Origin of the sequence: Bacteroides sp. 2201st1_D9_2201SCRN_220225 (genome assembly GCF_040928965.1) — a bacterium.
Lineage (GTDB): Bacteria > Bacteroidota > Bacteroidia > Bacteroidales > Bacteroidaceae > Bacteroides > Bacteroides stercoris.
The window spans coordinates 82,975-100,706 of the sequence record NZ_JBCODG010000004.1 but is presented as its reverse complement, the minus strand read 5'-3'; the positions used below and the strand labels follow the sequence as shown (position 1 = coordinate 100,706).

Genomic DNA, 17,732 nt, shown 5'->3' with positions numbered 1-17,732 from the left:
GCAAAAGAAATGGAAGGAAATACTTGGGAAAAGAAAAATCGAACAACCCAAAACAGGGTTATGAGTTATAAATTGCGGGTAATTGACCGATACTCGCAAATAAGTCCTAACTTTGCAGTCCGTAACATTAAAGTCTTCGTAAGAAATGGAAAAGAAAACAGTACTCATCACAGGTGCTTCTTCGGGTATAGGAGAGGGCTGTGCACGTAAGTTTGCCATGAATGGTTACCGCCTGATTCTCAACGGACGGAATGTAGAGAAGCTGACTGCCGTAAAGCGCGAACTGGAAACGGAATATCGCGCGGATGTCTGTCTGCTGCCTTTCGACGTACGCGACCGCGGGGCTGCGAAAGCGGCTCTTGACTCGCTTCCCGAAGAATGGAAAGCGATAGATATCCTCATTAATAATGCCGGACTGGTAATCGGCGTAGACAAGGAACACGAAGGCAATCCGGACGAATGGGACATCGTGCTTGATACCAATATCAAAGCATTGCTTGCCATGACCCGTCTGGTGGTTCCCGGAATGGTGGAACGCGGACGCGGCCATGTCATCAATATGGGTTCCATTGCAGGCGATTATGCCTATCCGGGCGGTAGTGTGTATTGTGCCAGCAAGGCTGCCGTAAAGGCGTTGTCAGACGGCTTGCGCATCGACCTTGTGGATACTCCCGTACGGGTGACCAACATCAAGCCCGGTTTGGTGGAGACGAATTTTTCCGTAGTGCGTTTCCGTGGCGACAAGGCGGCTGCCGATAATGTGTACAAGGGCATCCGTCCGCTTACAGGCGACGACATTGCCGAAGTGGTGTACTTTGCCGCTGCCGTACCCGAGCATATACAAGTGGCTGAGGTGCTGGTAATGCCTACCAATCAGGCTACGGGTACAATCGTCAGCCGGAAATAAGCACTTTTCCGTAACAACAGAATCTAAGAGAATAAGAGTAAACTCTGCCAATCATGACTAATAAGTACGAAGAACGCCTGGGCACGGAGCGTATGCTGCCTTTGGTTTTCAAGATGGCGCTGCCTGCGGTGGCAGCACAGTTTGTCAATCTGCTTTACAGCATTGTAGACCGTATTTACATCGGACACATACCGGGCATCGGAACCGATGCGCTGGCGGGAGTGGGAGTGACCATCTCGCTCGTTGTGCTGATTTCTTCTTTCTCCGCCATTGTGGGTGGTGGCGGTGCTCCGTTGGCTGCCATTGCCCTCGGACAGGGCAACCGTCGCCGTGCCGGAAAGATACTTGGCAATGGCTTTACTCTGTTGATTCTTTTCACTTTGCTCACTTCGTTCATAGCCTATACCTTTATGGAGCCTATCCTGCTTTTTACGGGTGCTTCGGAGCATACGCTGGGCTATGCGGAAGACTATCTTTCCATTTATCTGTTGGGGACGCTGTTTGTGGAAGTGTCTACCGGACTGAATGCTTTCATCAATGCACAGGGGCGCCCTGCGGTTGCCATGTGTTCGGTGTTGATAGGGGCTTTGTTGAATATTATTCTTGATCCTATATTCATATTCTGGTTGGATATGGGAGTGAAAGGCGCTGCGTTGGCTACGGTGCTGTCGCAGGCTTGCAGTGCGGTGTGGGTGCTGTCCTTCCTTTTCTCACGGCGCGCTTCCCTGCCTTTGGAAAGGCGGTATATGAAGTTGGAAAAGAGTATCGTGCTCTCCATGCTGGCGCTCGGCGTATCGCCTTTTATCATGGCGAGTACGGAAAGCTTGGTGGGGTTTGTGCTCAACAGCAGTCTGAAAGAATTCGGAGATATCTATGTCAGTGCGCTTACCGTCCTGCAAACGTCTATGCAGTTTGCCAGCGTGCCGCTGACGGGGTTTGCGCAGGGGTTTGTTCCGGTGGCAAGCTATAACTACGGGCATGGCGACAAGCAGCGTGTGAAGGAGTGCTTCCGGATTGCGCTGATTACAATGTTTTCTTTCAATCTCGTCCTGATGCTGTTTATGATTTGCTTCCCTGCGATTGTGGCATCCGCCTTTACGAGCGATGCAAGGCTGATAGAAACTGTTCGCTGGACGATGCCTGTATTCTTGGGCGGTATGACGATTTTCGGTTTACAGCGTGCCTGTCAGAATATGTTCGTGGCGTTGGGGCAGGCCAGAATATCCATTTTCATAGCATTGCTGCGTAAGGTAATCCTGCTGATACCGTTGGCGTTGATACTGCCGCATTTTATGGGAGTAGCAGGTGTATATGCGGCAGAAGCCATATCCGATGCTACGGCTGCCATTTGCTGTACGCTGCTGTTTTTCTGGCAGTTCCCTAAAATACTGAGGAGAATAAAAAGTAAAAGCCTGTCTGAATAAGGTACGTTCTTGTTATGGCATTCCGTCTCTTTTCGCTTTGTTGAGGATGGTTGCTTCCCTTATTTGTTCTCGTCATTCCCGGTTCGGATATGTTGAATTGCATACCTCTCTAATTTCAGAATCAATGATTCGGGTATAAATATCCGTAAATCATATACAATTCGGTTTGCGTAATCGTGGTAATTTTGCAATTGGAAAACAACCGGAAATATCACTAACTTCATACGGTAAATGGAATGACTATGAACAGGATTCTTTTAATTTCAGTATTCAGTATTTTAACTTTCAATATTATGGCACAGGAGAAAATAGTACAGACAGCCGGGCGCACCCAATTAGGAGAGTTCGCCCCTAAATTCGCGGAGCTCAACGACGATGTTCTTTTCGGAGAAGTGTGGAGCCGCACCGACAAGCTTGGTCTGCGCGACCGTAGTTTAGTAACCGTTACCTCACTTATCAGTCAGGGTATTACAGACAATTCGCTCGTATTTCATCTGCAGTCGGCAAAGAAGAACGGCATTACCCGTACTGAGATTGCCGAAATCATTACCCACATCGGTTTTTATGCCGGTTGGCCGAAAGCATGGGCGGCGTTCAATCTGGCAAAAGACGTATGGGCGGAAGATGCCGTTGGTGAAGATGCTAAAGCCGCTTTCCAGCGCGGAATGATTTTTCCTGTCGGCGAACCGAACACTGCATACGCGAAGTATTTCACCGGCAACAGTTACCTTGCTCCCATTTCGCGCGAGCAGGTGAATATATCCAATGTTACGTTTGAACCTCGTTGCCGCAATAACTGGCACATCCATCGTGCCAAAAGTGGTGGCGGACAAATGCTGATTGGCGTAGCCGGACGCGGCTGGTATCAGGAAGAGGGTAAACCTGCCGTGGAAATTCTACCGGGCACGGTTATCCATATTCCGGCAAACGTCAAACACTGGCATGGAGCTGCTACAGACTGTTGGTTTGCTCATCTGGCTTTCGAGGTTCCCGGTGAAAGTGCTTCCAATGAATGGCTCGAACCGGTAACGGATGAAGAGTATGATAACCTCGAAACAAATAAGCGGTAATCGTGACCGAGCCTGCTTCTCTATTCGGCTTATCCATAGTAGTTATTTTGCATACATTGCCGGTCTCCGATGGCTTGTTCCTCACCGAGGAAAAAAAGCCTTTAATACTTCGGGTGTAAAAGTATGACAAATTAATAGTTTATATCATAATTATAAAAGATATGTAATTGGCTATATATGTAATGAAACATTGTCTAAGGTTTGTTGTTGACCGAGGGTCGGTAAACTAATTAGTATGTAAAAAAAGAGAACTATGGACAAAAGTGAATTTTATGATTTTATGCTATCCGTAATTACGGATATGGAACGGCAGGGACGTTACAGTACTGCCCATGTGTATCATTGTGCATTGAAGTCGGCAGTGAAGTATGGCGGACACTCCCTGCACATGGAAGATTTGACTCCCGGCTGGCTGCAAAGCTATCAGGAGTATTTGTTGAAGCAGTCATTGCTGTGGAACACGATTTCCACGTATATGCGTATGCTTCGTGCAGTGTATAACCGGGCGGTGGATATGGGATTGGCCCCCTATATCCTCCGGCAGTTTAAGAATGTGTTTACCGGGCGTTATGCCAATCATCAGAGGGCATTGAAGAAAGGGGAAATAAAACGGGTGTTGCTGGAAGATGTTGTGGAAGAGGAAGCGGACCGTTCATCCGAAAGCGAACCTGCCGCATCCTCTGATTCACGCAATCTCGGCTGGGCACGTGCCTGTCTGGAGCTGATGTTGCGTTTTCACGGCATCCCTTTCATCGATTTGGCAAACTTACGTAAAGTGGATTTACGGAACGGTTATCTCACTATCCGCCGTCATAAGACGGGGATGCCGCTTTCGATAGCCGTTGATGCGGCAGCCATGAAACTTCTACGGCGTTATGCCAGCAACGACCCCTCTTCGCCTTACTTATTGAATATCCTGAACGGCAGTCTTTCCGGTAAAGAAGCGTACAAGGATTATCAGCGGGCATTGCGTATGCTCAATTTACAACTGTACCGGCTCTCGCGGGTCTGCCGGCTGGGGAAGAGGCTCTCTTCCTACACCGCCCGTCATACTTGGGCCTCTATTGCAAAATCTTGCGGAATAGCTGTGGAGGTGATTTCAGAAGCGTTGGGCCATGCTTCAATCACTACTACGGAAGGTTATCTGAAGCAGTTCGATAATGATGAAATCGAAAAAGCCAACAAGGTAATAATAAATTATATATTTAAGAAATAGCCAATAAGGCAAACAAACAAATTGTGACTGAAAATCAATACTATATAGCTTAGTTACTTCATAAGTAATGGAATCTTAGATGCCTGCAAAAGTATACATAATACTTAAAAAACAAAAGAAAATCTTATCTTTTTTCACTTTTTGCTATGTAAATTGAGAGAGAAGCCGGAACTCAGCTTTTATATTTTCTAACTATGGAGATTTTGGCACATAGCATCCCATCACTTTTCTTAAACTGAAAAATGAACGGACACACTGTATACAACGCCCTGTTATGTATACATAAATAATCATGTCTTTTTGTGTTCCCACATGACAATATTAATATTGCTATGTATTTCTCTGTTACTTATGAAGTAACGGTATATCTTTTATTAACCAGATGCTACGTGTCATGCTGTATAAGGTGCGTTGCAGGATTTATAAAGCCGGAAGCGAATGAGTAACAAACTATATATACCGATTATAATAGGAGCATTGGGCATTCTGTCCGTTTCCGATGCGTCAGCGCAGCGTATGGCTGTGAAAAGCAATCTTCTTGCCGATGCTTTGGCTTCACCCAATATAGGGGTGGAATTTCTTGTATCTCCCCGGTGGACACTGGATATTGCGGCACATTACCAGCCTTTTGCCCCCCGTGACGGTCGCCGTTGGAAACACTGGTTGTTACAACCCGAAGCCCGCCGCTGGCTGTGCACTCCTTTTGCCGGTCATTTTTTGGGAGTCCATGCCTTGGGCGGGCGTTTCAATGTAGGCGGTGTGCATCTGCCTTTCAATATCCTGAAGGGCGCGCGCGAGGCACGTTACGAAGGCTGGCTTTTGGGCGCAGGCATTTCGTATGGTTACCATTGGGTGCTTTCTCCGCATTGGGGCGTGGAAGCAAGTCTGGGTGCGGGGGCGGCTTTTCTTCGCAGCGACCGTTACCGTTGCGGTCATTGCGGCAGCAGGCAGCGCGGTACGAAAGGCAGGGGATACTTCGGCCCTACAAAGGCTGCCGTGTCCGTGGTATATATGATTAAGTAAAAACGTAAGTCACGATTAATAATTGAATAGATGAAACGAAAAACATTTTGCAGCGTATTGCTGCTGTTGTTGCCCTTGCTCACGTTATGCAGTCAAGAGGCTTATATGGGGCAGATACAGATAACCCGCCGGAGCTTTTCCCTTTCGGGCAGTCAGTTGCATATACAGATGGAAGTCAACTATGAAGGTTTGCAGATGCCTTCGGACGAATCGCTTACGCTGACACCTTTCTTGCTGGCGGGAGAGCAGTCGTTCGATTTGCCGTCTATTCTTATTAACGGTGCAGAGAAGCAGAAAGTGTACGAGCGCACCCGTGTATTGGGTGGAGCGTCCGATGCGCGCAACGGCAGGAACTCCACGCCCTCGGTAGTATTGAAGAACGACCGTAAGGCATCCCGCCGTTTCACATATAAGGTGACTGTTCCGTTCAGGGAGTGGATGGCACAGGCAGACCTCATGCTGCATACCGAAGAGTGCGGCTGTAACGGCAGGGAGGCGGCAACTTACGACGACAGGATTGCTTCGGGCATCCTGTTGCCCGAAGTGGAAGTTCCGGGACTGGAGAAGAGTGTGGATGTGCGCTGCCTGTCATGGGTCAATTTTATTCCCGCTTCCCTTGAAAGCGCCGATTACCGCCTGCCCGCCAACGGCGACGGATGCATCACGCCGGAATGCCTGTTTGCCCTTGCCAACAGCTACACGCCCGGCTCTGCCGAGTTCAACGATATTTACGACCTTGCCGCCCGCCTGTTTCCCAACTGTCCGGAAGCTAACATCAATGCGGCTGCCGTGGCCTTGAGCAAACGCGATACACGCAAGGCACGCAGCTATCTCTCCCGCTTTTCCACCCGTCAGACGGCTTTTAACAACATGGGCGTGCTCTGTATGCTCGAAGGCAACCGCGAAAAGGCGGAGCTTTATCTTGAAATGGCTGCGGCAGCAGGCGTGGAGCGTGCAAGCGAGGTGCTGGAAGAGCTGAGGAGCAGGAGAAACCTGTATTGAACCGGAAGAACGGAATGAGACAAATCCATTACTTTAAAATATAGATATATGTCGGAAATTAAAACTTTGAAGTATAAGAAAACTTTGCGGATTGCGGGTATATGTATTATCTGCTGGCTGTATGCTTTGGCATTCGCAGCTTTGGCATCCTCGTGTAGCGGTGAGGATGAAAGCGCAGGCAGGAATATGGCGAAAACAGCTTTGCTCCGGCTGAACGTATCCGGTACGGGGGCTGCAAGCACACGTGCCACTGCTGCTGCCCTGCCCGAAAACGAATCTGCCGTTCACCGGCTGGCAATAGGGCTGTTCTATGCCGACGGGTCGGTAAATACCATTGTGGAATCCGCCGTCGAATCCGGCGGCACTGCCGGGACGCTTGCGGTAAAGGATATTTTGTGTTCACCCGGTGTCTGCGATGTGATTGTGGTTGCCAATGTTCCGGAAGGAACGTTTGCCGGAGTGCAGACCAAAAACGAATTTGTCGGGAAAAATGTCAGCCTGGTACAAACCGTACGTAACGGGCAGCAGGCATCCGACCTTCTGCCTATGTCCGGTATCAGCGAACAGCCGGTGACATTGGAAGCCGGAAAAACGGTGTCCGCGTCCATAAATCTGTCCCGTCTGGTGGCTCGTATCTCCATTTCGAGCATCCGCAGCGCATTCAGCCTGAACTATGCCGGAGCCACATTTACGCTGGACCGTATTTTCCTGTGCAATGCGCTGGAAGCTTCCCGTGTGTCGCCCGGCGATGTTACCCAAACTATGCCTGCCAATCCTACGTGGCTGCATGGCGGTATGACGAGCCAGCAGCCCGACGGCTCTTTCTTGTGGACCGAGGGGGCAGGTTTTCTGCTGAACGATGTCACCCCTTCCGAGGGCATATTGATAACCTCGGACGAATATACCGTGCCCTATTGGTTCTATGCCTTTGCCAACAACGATGCCGCCAACCGCACCAAGCTGGTGCTTTCCGGCTATTTCGATCCGGACGGCAGCGTAGGACCGAAAACTCCGGTCTATGTGTACTATCCCATTGTGGTGAACCGTTTGCAGACGGGTACGATTATCACTCCTTCGGGTTCGGTATCGCAAGACGGAACGGGCGACGGCACTATCGTACGTAACCGCGACTATCGCATCAAGGCGGTTATCAAGGGCGACGGCGAACCTACGCCCGGCACGGAGGTAGTGCCTTCCAATCTTGAACTGACGGTGAGTGTGGACGACTGGACACTGAAAATTGTGCAGGAAGTGGAACTGGACTGAGCGGAGAGATATGAGAACACTGAAAAAAAGATTTCTGCTCTGCTGTGTTTTGGCAGGACTGCTTGGCGGATGCATTCCCGATAGTCTGGACGATTGCCCGCCCGAACCCGATAAGGAAGGCAACAATGTGGATATAACGGTAGATATGGATACGAGTGTGGACATGGGCGAGCAGGAAACGGAGATGCCGTAACCGTAACCGTAAAAAGAACGAATACTTGAAAATCAAGGCTATATGAAGATAAAAACGCTATTGCTGCTGTTGGCTGTATGTATCCTTCCCGGTAGTTTATGCGCGGGAGTGGTTTTCTCTCCCGACACGTTGGGAACCGGTAAACTCTATCGGGACTCGACGTACAGGCGCGTTATCAAGGAAGGAACAGCCAATCTGGACTGTTATTTCTCTTATCCGCAAGGGGGTTGGCAGATACAGAGAGGTTACGGCGGCAATGCCCGTGAACTGGAGAGGCTGGATAAGTTCATGCGCTCCTCGTTTGCCGACACGCTGATTTACGTCCGCCAGATTACCCTGACTGGCTATTGCTCCATAGAAGGCAGTTATGCCGCCAACGAAAAGCTGGCGCACGACCGTGCCAACGGTTTCAGAAACTACCTGGATACGGAATACGGGCTGGCAAGGCGCTTTCCGGTGGAAGTGCGCTACGTGGGCGAGGACTGGGACAGGTTGCGCCAACTGGTGGAGGCTTCCACATTGCCCGGTCGGGCGGAAGTGCTGGCTGTCATCGACAATACGGACATTTTCAAGGGCCGTGAGAAGAAGCTGATGGACCTGCAGGGCGGAGTACCTTACAACCTTATGCTGGCGGAACTCTTTCCGTTGCTTCGGCGGGTCGAAATCAGGGTGGAATACGACCTGCACCGCATCATCGAGGAACGTTACCGGCGGAAACTGACCGATGCGGAGTTTCAGGAAATACTTGCCCGCGAACGGGCTTCCGCCGAGGCCGACGAGCGTCGTCTGGCGGAACTCCGGCAACTGGAAGCGGAAAAACGGCAGCGTGCCGAACAATTACGTCTGGAAGAAGAACGCGTTGTGCAGGCGCGCCGGAAAGAGGAACAGCTCCGCCGGGAAGAGGAGGAACGGCTGAAAGAACAGCGTTTCCGCGAGCAATGGCTGGCAGAGCGTGCCGCCGGACGGCAAGCGCGGCGTGAGGCACGTAAACAGCGTAACCGCTTGCTGCCGCTGCTTTCCGTAAAAACGAACTTATATACTTGGGCGGGCATGACCCCCGATTTCGATTATACCGCTTTTACCCCCAACCTGTCGGCGGAGTTTTTCTTTGCACGCCGGTGGTCGGCGGTAGCTTCCGCTGCTTATGCGGATTGGGACTACGATAGCGGCAAATGCCATTGGGGAGTGTCGGCCTATAGCCTCGAACCCCGCTTTTGGGTGAATGGCGACGGCTGCTACCGCTGGTGCTACGTGGGCATTTACGGACAGTTGGGCGATTTTGACAACCGCAGTGCCGATAGCGGCCGCATAGCCGGAGGCACTGCCAACTGCACGGGCACTTATTGGGAAGGCGGATTGTCCGTCGGGTGTTATATCCTGCTCGATGCGCACTGGGGCATCGAAGCCGGCTTGCGTGGCGGGTATCGTGCTTCGGATGCCAATGCGTACGATGTGGAAATGCCTTACTATTATTTCAACCGCAACTTCCGCGAGAATCATTTCGGGGTGACGGGTGTAAATATAAGTATCAGTTACCGGTTTGGCAGCCGGAAGTGAAGACGGAAAAAGAAGTTCGTACATGAAGATAAAAACTCTCGGTTGGCTGATAAGTCCGTGCATTGCTTTGGCGGCATGTACGGAAACGGCACTGGACTATCGCAGCGCCGAAGGTACGGTTGTGATTGCGCCCGAATGGGGTGCTTTTGCCTGTCCGGCTACCGCCTGCTACCGTTTTTATGCGGACAATGGCGAGGCTGTTGCCGGTTACGGTACGGATGCCGCCGCTTCTGCCGGATATTTCTCGACAACGCTTCCTGTGGGCAGTTATCATTTGCTTGCCTATAATACGGATGCGCACGGCGTTGCTTTTACAGGGCTGGAGAGCCGGAATGCCGCCGAGGTCCGTTTGGTCTCGGAGATGCAGCCCGGCAATGTATATAGCTGGAATGTGGACGATGTGGACGTTCCGCTACAGGGTACGGTGCAATACACGCCCGTTCCGCGCCCTCTGGTGAAACAGATGTTGCTTCATTTTCAGGTAACGGGCATGGAAGAGGCAAAAGTATTGAACGGGAAGCTGAACGGTGTTTATCCTTCCGTCTTGCTGCTTTCCGGAGAGCCTTCGGAGCAGAGCATATCCGCCGCTCCCGAAACGAATACGTCGTTTACCGTGACGCTGACACGGGCGGAAACCAGAAATACGGAACCCGCCTATATGGCTTCGGCAGAGATACGCCTGCTGGGGCTGCTTTCTCCTGAATATGGAGCCGCCTATGACAGCCGCCTGCATTTGCAGGTACGCAATTCCGGCGGCGAGATGTATAGCGCGTCGGTAAACATGAACGGAACACTGACGGACATCATCCGCCTTTATGCGGGTGAACTTCCGGCAGACGAGACGGTGGAAGTGGAGCTTGGCATAAACCTGCTGAATGCGGTTCTTACGGCAGAGGTGAAAGGCTGGACGGAAGGAAGCGGTGAGGGCGGGGTAGGAGATTATAAACGCAAGGTATTTTACGATAAGAGAGAAAGGATTATGTATGAATAGGATATACGGTAGTTGCACAGGACTGCTTGCGTGCCTGTTGCTTTGCACATGCGCCGGGCAGGAGCCATTGTCTCCGGACGGGCTTATAAGGCTGGGAACCCAGGCGGGCGGTTATGAGGGGAGTGCAACCCGTGCTTCGGTAAACGACCTTGCCGGACTGGCTGCCGTGGGCGACAAGGTAGGCGTGTATGGAGTGGTTACCGCGCGTACGGATGCCTTGTATGCCCCGCTGACGTCCGAATGGAACGGAACTCCTTTGATGGACAACGTGCGGACTACGGGGATTGATGCCGCTACCGGCATGCTTTTCTGGAACGGTGATTATACCTATCCGCTGGAAGAGAGCAGGCGGGTGAAGTTTTGTGTATATCATCCTTATGCGCCTGTGGGCACGGGTGGGGATAATTATGTGGAAGCGGTTGCCGGGCAGTCGCCGGTGCTGTATTTCAGGCTCACAGGTGCGGAAGATGTGATGTGGGTGCGTCCGGTTACCGGTTCGCGCCGGGAAGCACCTTCCGCATTGCTGTTTGAGCATAAACTGACGCAGCTCCGCTTCCGGCTGGTTGACGATGAGGGGGAATTTGCAGGCGTAACTGTTACAGGGCTGGCATTCAATGGGGTAAACACCGCCTCTACGCTGAATTTGGAGACGGGCGAACTGGGAGGATGGTCTGCCGCGCAGGCTGCCGTACCGTTTCCTTTGAAATCGCCTGCCGCCATAAGCGGTACAACGGAAATGCCGCAGGTATTGGCGGGCGAAGTGATGCTGCAACCGGGACAGCCCGTGTTCCGGCTTACGCTGACAACAGACAGCAGGGGCGATTACCCCGGTATAGAGATACGGCCGTCGGGCGGCGAAACGGTCTTTGCAGCCGGACGCTCCTATATGGTGACACTGAAATTCCGCGACCGTACGGCGGTTGCCCTTTCGGCAAAGGTCATGCCGTGGGTGATGGACGGATACGGTGAGGGGATAGTAGAGTAAATAATTAATTAATATTCATCTAACATAAACAGTTATGAAAAAAAGTCTTTTTTCGCTTCTTGCCGTAATAGTTATGGCAGGTTGTACACAGAGTGATGTAATGGAACCGGTTCCGAATGAGAACGTGGAAATCAAACTGATCTCTTCCGCCATAGCGGCGGAAACAATGACACGTGCACCGTACGAGGGTACGATAACGGCAGACAATACGCTGGCCGCACGGGTGCTGGTGTCCGAAACGAGTGGCAACTATACAACGACCTATGCCAATGATAAAATGGTTTTTACGGACAACGGCAGTACGGCGGTGGGCTTTGCCACGGCAAAATATTATCCGGTGGACAACAGCACGCTGCATATCTGCGGCCTGTATCCGTTTGAGGGTTGGGGCAATCCGGCCAATGATGAGTGCAAATTTACATTCAATGGCAGTCAGGATGTGATGGCTGCTCCGGAAAAATCTTCCACGAAAAACGATTCCAAAGGCGGCAATTACCCGCAGCTCGAGTTCAAACACCTGCTTACGCAACTGGTAATTAAAGCGGTTGCCGAGGACGAGGCGGCTATTGCGAAATGGGGAAAGTTAACGGATATCACGCTGACCAAGGTCGGTAAGAATAATCCGTCCGGTGCGGTAACGGTAAGCCTGTCTGCCGGCACAGCCGATGAAAGCAGCGCATTTGCCACGTTGTTGGACAACGGCATGTCTTTCTGGGTAAGAGGGGCAGGTACGGAAACGGCTTTCGCATCTCAGGCGAAAGAACTGACTACCGATGGTGAGGAAGTGGCCTACTCTATGGTGGCTCCTCTGAAAAATGCGACCGGTACGGCAGACTATACATTGGCCGTAAAAACAGAACATTCGGGAACTACGCCTGTCACTGTGCCTGTCAATCTGAAAACAACCGGTAGCAGTGCCGATTATACGGCATCTACACAGGGCAAGAAGTTCGTGGTGCTCCTTACATTCAAAGCTACCGAAATAAAGGCAACAACCACGGTGAAAGACTGGGAAGAAGATGGCGGCAGCAGTGAAGAAATTCAATAATCAACCGATATACAGCATGCTTATGAAACGGAATAAATGGATTTTAACGGTAAACGGTGCTTTGTTGTCTTTGTTTGCGGCCTGCTCTGCAGACGCTCCGGTGGAAATGATACAGGACGACGGCAGGGTGGAAATACGTGTAAACAGCAGTATTTTATCTTCGGTAGAACCGGCTACGAAGGCAGTATTGGACGGGATGATTAATTCCGGTTTCGGTACGGATTTGGATGTGGCGTTTGCACGTGCGGATGCTGGTGACGAGGGCGGTTATACAACGTATCAGACCACCGCTTTGAATGGAACGGCGGCTACGGCTTCAAAAACACTGTCGTTTTCTCCGGCGGAGTATTATTTGGCAAACGGAAGCAAGACCAAACTGATAGGCTGGTATCCGAGGCGCAGCGGGGTAACTTTTACGCAGGGTACAAAGGCCGTGGATTTTGGTACTATTGACGGTAAGACGGATATAATGGCTACTCCCTTGAAAGAAGGGGATAAGAATACGAATATAGCAAGCCTGGCTTTCAGCCACCTGCTTACCCAAATCAGTGTAAAGGTGTATGCTCCCGATGCGGCTACACGGGCATTGTGGGGTAAAGTGAAATCAATCAAAATTACCGGAAAGAAACAGGGGTGTACGATTACATTGCCTGAGGCGACAGCGGCAGACGGAACAACCATAACCGGCCCTTCCTTTACAGGTACGGACGATTTGGATTTGGTTTCCGCAGACCCCGTTACGCCTTCAACCGCAATTACCTATCCGCTGGAAATGGGTGTAGGCGCTACTGCCGACGATGCTGCTGTTATGGCAGGATATGCCATGTTTGCTCCGCAGGCGGACGATGCCATTGAATTGCAGATTGATTTAGCGACCGGCGGTTTGCAGAAAACGAAGATAAACGTTCCCGTCGACGGCGGTTTCAAAGCGGGTACTTCGTATGCCGTTACCTTGAAGTTTACATCTGCCGGGATAACTCCTGCGGTGTCCGTTACCGACTGGGTAAATGGAACTCCGATTACGGATATAGAAATATAATGAGATAACCCGTCGAATTTATGAATTGTAAAGGGATGATAAAATACCTGCCGGTAGTTTTGCTGCTTTGTGCATGCACGGAGAACGAACTGCTGTTGAAGGAACATGAAGCGTTTGCCGTGCGGTTTTCTGCATCGGGCATCGCTACGGAGGTGGCTACACGTGCCGTTTCGCCACTGGCGGATGGGGCAACGTTGCGTATCCTCGCTTTCAGGCGCATAGGTGAGTCTCCCGATTTGTCAACGGATAAATACATGGGGGAAGGCACGTACAGAGCCGTAAACGGCAACGGTACGCTGGAAGCCGTGAACGTTTTACTGCTGCGTGCGGGGACTTACGACTTCTATGCTCTGACTCCGGCTCTGGCGGTAACCAATCCCGATAATGACGGAGGCAGCCCGGCTTGCACCGTTTCTGTGGGGCATAGTGTGGACTATGCCACTTCGCTGACGGTAGGACGAACGGTGAGCGAGGCAAGTCCGGCGGTTGTGCTTGACGACTTGGGCAGGCATTGTGCAAAACAGATATTTGCCTTGCAACCGAAAGCGGGCAATATCACCTCGGTGCGTATCGAGTCTGCCGGATTGAGCAATATGACGCATGCACCTGTCGAAGCGGTACTGTGTACCCAACTGCCCGTTGCGGGTGTAGCGCAGAGTGATGCCGTTACCATAGCGGGCAGTGAGTTTTCCACGCCGGATGCAGACTTGAAAACTTCTGCCGCTACGGTGGTATTGCCACGGACGGCAGGTAAGTTTCAGTTCAGGATGAATGCGGTGTTCAATGGGATGGCGGCTGCGGAGTTCGTTGCGGATATGCCGGAGACGCTTGCCTTTGCACCGGGTACGCAATATACATTTTCCTTGAAGATGAAAGGCGGTTCCGTGCAGCTCATTCTGGAAGTGCTTCCGTGGAGCGGGAGTGTAATGTCCGGACAGGATAATATCGGTGCGTTTACTCCGGTGGTTATCCATATCGGCACGTGGGAACATGTGGAGATACCGGGTGAAACCGGAAACGGCAGTACTACCGTCGGCACAGGTCAATGGCGACCCAATCCGGAACTGGATGCCGAAATAGGCGCGTTCGGGCTGACATCGGTAGGCGGTGAGGGTCTGCCTTGGGCTTCGGAACAGGGAGTGCCGGGCGAAACCGGCGGCGGTAATACGGATGTGCGTCCCGGCGATAGTTGGGGTACTGAAGATGTACCGGGCAGTTCGGGAGGCGGTAATACGGATGTGCGTCCCGGCGGTAGTTGGGGTACTGAAGATGTACCGGGTAGTTCCGGCGGCGGTAATACGAATATAGGTTCCGGTAACAGTTGGGGTACTGAAAATGTACCGGGTAGTGTCGGTGGCGGTAATACGAATATGAGTTCCGGCAATAGTTGGCATACGGAAGATATACCTGCCAATATCGGTGGCGATGCGGCAGACCCGGCTTCGGAATAGTATAGAAACAAGAATATAAGAAAGAAATAAAATGAAAGTAACGAGATTTTTTGGACTTTGGGCATTGTCCGTTCTTTGTGTCCTTTCCTGTACGGACGGGGAGCAGGGAACAGGTGGTATTATTCCCGATGTTGCTACGAAGCCTGTGAGACTTTCGCTCGGCACAACACCCATGCAGGAAGCCGGAAGCGTGACCCGTGTCCGTGGCGATAATTCGTTGGACTTGGTGCTGGGTGAGGAAACGGGGAAGGGGGCATGCAATGCCGGAACCCGTACCGGTACGCTGACCGATACACAGGAGGATGCGGTAAACGATATTTGTGTGTTCCAGTTCGGCAATACCGACGGCAAACTGAAATACAGTGAATATACCTCGCTGATGGACGGTGAGTTGACGGCGGATATTTCATTGGCTTCGGGAGTAGGTTCGTGTACGGTGTATGTGCTGGCAAATGTGGGTAATATTATCCGGAAGGTGGCATACGGCAGTGCAGTGGCCGATTTCAAGAAACTTGCAGCAGAGGTATCGTCGGGTAAGGGTACGGGACAAAATCTGCCGATGTGTGGTTATAAGGCCGATTTTAACTCGGAGGCGGACAATGCGTCCCTTACCGTCTCGCTGACCCGTGCAGTGGCAAAAGTCAGTCTGAACCTGACTACCCCGAATGCCGGGGATGCCTTTACAGTGACTTCCGTCAGGCTGATGAACGTGGCAAAGAAACTCTATTACGTGGAGTCGGCAACCACCGCTCCGACTGCTGCGGAGCTTACAACCTATACAAGCGACAACACCAAGTCCATAACCTGGTATATTCCGGAAAACAAGGCGGGAAGCAATGCGCTGACAAATTGGAAAGACCGCTACGAAGGGAATGCTCCGGCCACGGCTACTTACATTCTGATAGAGGGCAGTTATACACCGCAGAACGGTACGGCCCGCGATGTGTCGTATGCCATCTATCTGGGTGCAGGTAACAGTGCAGCCGATTTCAATGTGGTACGCAATACGAAGTACGCAGTGAATGCCGCCATTAAAGGCACAGACATGAACGACGGCCGTGTACTGATAGGTAGGGATTTGAGTGCGGCAGGAACACAGACCGCCAATTGTTACGTGGTGAAAACCACCGATGCCAATAAATGGTATCGCTTCAAGGCCACCATACGGGGGAACGGTGCGGAAACTCCGGCACAGATTTCTTATACGGGAGCGGTGATACCTGCCAATGACAGGATTGCTCCTACCAATGCCGCTCTTGTGTGGGAAACCCGTGAGGGAGGAACATCTCCTACTTTGGACTATGTAGGCTATTCCAAGAATGGTTACATTGTATTCAAGTTGGGCAAAGCATCCGAGGGTAATGCAGTGGTTGCTGCCAAAAACGGTACTGCCACTCTTTGGAGCTGGCATATCTGGACTACGGCAGCGTTCGACAGAAATGGTATCAAAGTGCAGACATATGAAACACGGCCTCGTAACGGGCTTGCGCCTTATGCCGATATAACCAAACGGGAATTTAAGATGATGGACCGTAATCTGGGATCTGCCAGCGGAAAAGCTACGAAAGTAGCGGAAGAAGCCATAAAGACGTATGGCGTATATTTTCAGTTTGGTCGTAAAGACCCGTTTCCTGCAGCAGGTGTGATGACGAGGACGAATGATGCGGATATTGTGCCCGTGTATGATGCAAATGGAAATAAGATTTTGAAAAATTCTAATCAAATAAAGAATAGTACAATAACAAAAGGGATTGACCAAGCGGCTGTAAAGTTACAACTTGCATATGTTGTGGAGAATCCGTTGATGTTTATATTGAGAGATGATGATGATAAGCTTGCTATCTATGGTGGTGATAGTGCTGAGCCTTCTTATAATTGGATTTTTGCAGCGCATCCGGCAAAGAATGATAAAGATGGTTCTGTGCCTTGGAAGGCATCCAATAAATTGTGGGGTAGTGGTGTGCAGGATGAACGAAACAGTTTGATATTAGGAACGATTATAAATGTGAAGAAAACCATTTACGATCCGTGCCCTTATGGTTATCATATGCCACCACAGGATGCATGGACTAATTTTACTACCGTTACAACAGCCTATATTACGAATATTGTGACTGAATATAATGTAATTGCAGAGGATAAATATAATCAAACTACAGATGGTACTGGTTTTGTAGATGAGAATTTTAAGGTATGGGGACGTAGGTTTTTTACTACTGGAAACACAGCAATAGCGGATGCGAGTAATGTGGCATTTTATCCAGCAATGGGTTATCGCTTTGGGGATGACGGACGAGTTCACAGTGTTGGGCGAGGATGTTATGCTTGGTCAGCTTCTCCGTACTCTGCCAAGTCCTCAAAAGGCGGCTTTTTAGGTACAGGTGCGGATTGGGTACATCCGGTGAGTGCCACTTTCCGTTCGGATGCGTTCCCTGTACGTTGCGTCCAAGACTAACATCTAAAAGAATACCGGAGTCTTTTCAAGTAGAATAACTCCCCCTTAAGATAATCTTCTATTTAATGAGACATACCTACCGTGAAATGTAGTATAGAAACAAAA

The 17,732-nt window shown here is 50.9% G+C and carries 15 protein-coding genes; all 15 read left to right on the top strand.

Features of this window, described 5'->3' with window-relative positions; genetic code table 11:
- Nucleotides 1-145: 145 nt before the first annotated feature.
- The 15 genes from AB5903_RS02315 to AB5903_RS02245 all read left to right on the top strand — a co-directional run bounded on the left by AB5903_RS02315 (nt 146) and on the right by AB5903_RS02245 (nt 17,627).
- Nucleotides 146-907, top strand: a complete 762-nt coding sequence (locus tag AB5903_RS02315; RefSeq protein WP_005651804.1) for an SDR family oxidoreductase — start codon at nt 146-148, stop codon at nt 905-907.
- A 53-nt stretch (nt 908-960) separates the two neighbouring features.
- Nucleotides 961-2,331, top strand: a complete 1,371-nt coding sequence (locus tag AB5903_RS02310; RefSeq protein WP_005651802.1) for an MATE family efflux transporter — start codon at nt 961-963, stop codon at nt 2,329-2,331.
- A gap of 242 nt (nt 2,332-2,573) precedes the next feature.
- The gene (locus AB5903_RS02305; protein ID WP_272710810.1) at nt 2,574-3,401 is read left to right on the top strand and encodes a carboxymuconolactone decarboxylase family protein; all 828 of its coding nucleotides are present in this window, start codon (nt 2,574-2,576) and stop codon (nt 3,399-3,401) included.
- 253 nt (nt 3,402-3,654) lie between these two features.
- Nucleotides 3,655-4,617, top strand: coding sequence for a site-specific integrase (locus AB5903_RS02300; RefSeq protein ID WP_272710809.1), 963 nt, complete (start codon nt 3,655-3,657; stop codon nt 4,615-4,617).
- 438 nt (nt 4,618-5,055) lie between these two features.
- The gene (locus tag AB5903_RS02295; protein ID WP_272710808.1) at nt 5,056-5,640 is read left to right on the top strand and encodes a DUF3575 domain-containing protein; all 585 of its coding nucleotides are present in this window, start codon (nt 5,056-5,058) and stop codon (nt 5,638-5,640) included.
- Between the two features lie 30 nt (nt 5,641-5,670).
- Entirely contained in the window at nt 5,671-6,642 is a 972-nt protein-coding gene (locus AB5903_RS02290; protein ID WP_272198880.1) for a DUF3868 domain-containing protein, read from the top strand.
- 48 nt (nt 6,643-6,690) lie between these two features.
- Nucleotides 6,691-7,908 carry a fimbrial protein gene (locus AB5903_RS02285; protein WP_272198879.1) on the top strand — a complete coding sequence of 406 codons (1,218 nt, stop codon included), beginning with the start codon at nt 6,691-6,693 and terminating at the stop codon, nt 7,906-7,908.
- Nucleotides 7,909-7,918: 10 nt separating this feature from the next.
- A complete protein-coding gene (locus tag AB5903_RS02280; protein WP_118363178.1) occupies nt 7,919-8,101 on the top strand; it encodes a hypothetical protein in 183 nt (60 codons plus the stop codon).
- Nucleotides 8,102-8,143: 42 nt separating this feature from the next.
- The gene (locus tag AB5903_RS02275) at nt 8,144-9,658 is read left to right on the top strand and encodes a DUF3575 domain-containing protein (protein ID WP_272710806.1); all 1,515 of its coding nucleotides are present in this window, start codon (nt 8,144-8,146) and stop codon (nt 9,656-9,658) included.
- 22 nt (nt 9,659-9,680) lie between these two features.
- The gene (locus AB5903_RS02270; protein WP_272198877.1) at nt 9,681-10,649 is read left to right on the top strand and encodes a DUF5119 domain-containing protein; all 969 of its coding nucleotides are present in this window, start codon (nt 9,681-9,683) and stop codon (nt 10,647-10,649) included.
- Complete coding sequence (locus AB5903_RS02265) at nt 10,642-11,634, top strand: fimbrillin family protein (protein WP_117985064.1); 993 nt, start codon at nt 10,642-10,644, stop codon at nt 11,632-11,634. The genes AB5903_RS02270 and AB5903_RS02265 overlap by 8 nt, the downstream gene beginning before the upstream one ends.
- A 34-nt stretch (nt 11,635-11,668) precedes the next feature.
- Nucleotides 11,669-12,682: a fimbrillin family protein gene (locus AB5903_RS02260; RefSeq protein ID WP_272710805.1), complete on the top strand. Its 1,014-nt coding sequence runs from the start codon at nt 11,669-11,671 to the stop codon at nt 12,680-12,682.
- Nucleotides 12,683-12,704: 22 nt separating this feature from the next.
- Nucleotides 12,705-13,721: a fimbrillin family protein gene (locus tag AB5903_RS02255; protein ID WP_272710804.1), complete on the top strand. Its 1,017-nt coding sequence runs from the start codon at nt 12,705-12,707 to the stop codon at nt 13,719-13,721.
- Between the two features lie 20 nt (nt 13,722-13,741).
- Nucleotides 13,742-15,172, top strand: a complete 1,431-nt coding sequence (locus tag AB5903_RS02250) for a fimbrillin family protein (protein ID WP_368117634.1) — start codon at nt 13,742-13,744, stop codon at nt 15,170-15,172.
- 31 nt (nt 15,173-15,203) lie between these two features.
- Nucleotides 15,204-17,627, top strand: coding sequence for a DUF4906 domain-containing protein (locus tag AB5903_RS02245; protein ID WP_368117633.1), 2,424 nt, complete (start codon nt 15,204-15,206; stop codon nt 17,625-17,627).
- Nucleotides 17,628-17,732: the final 105 nt, after the last annotated feature.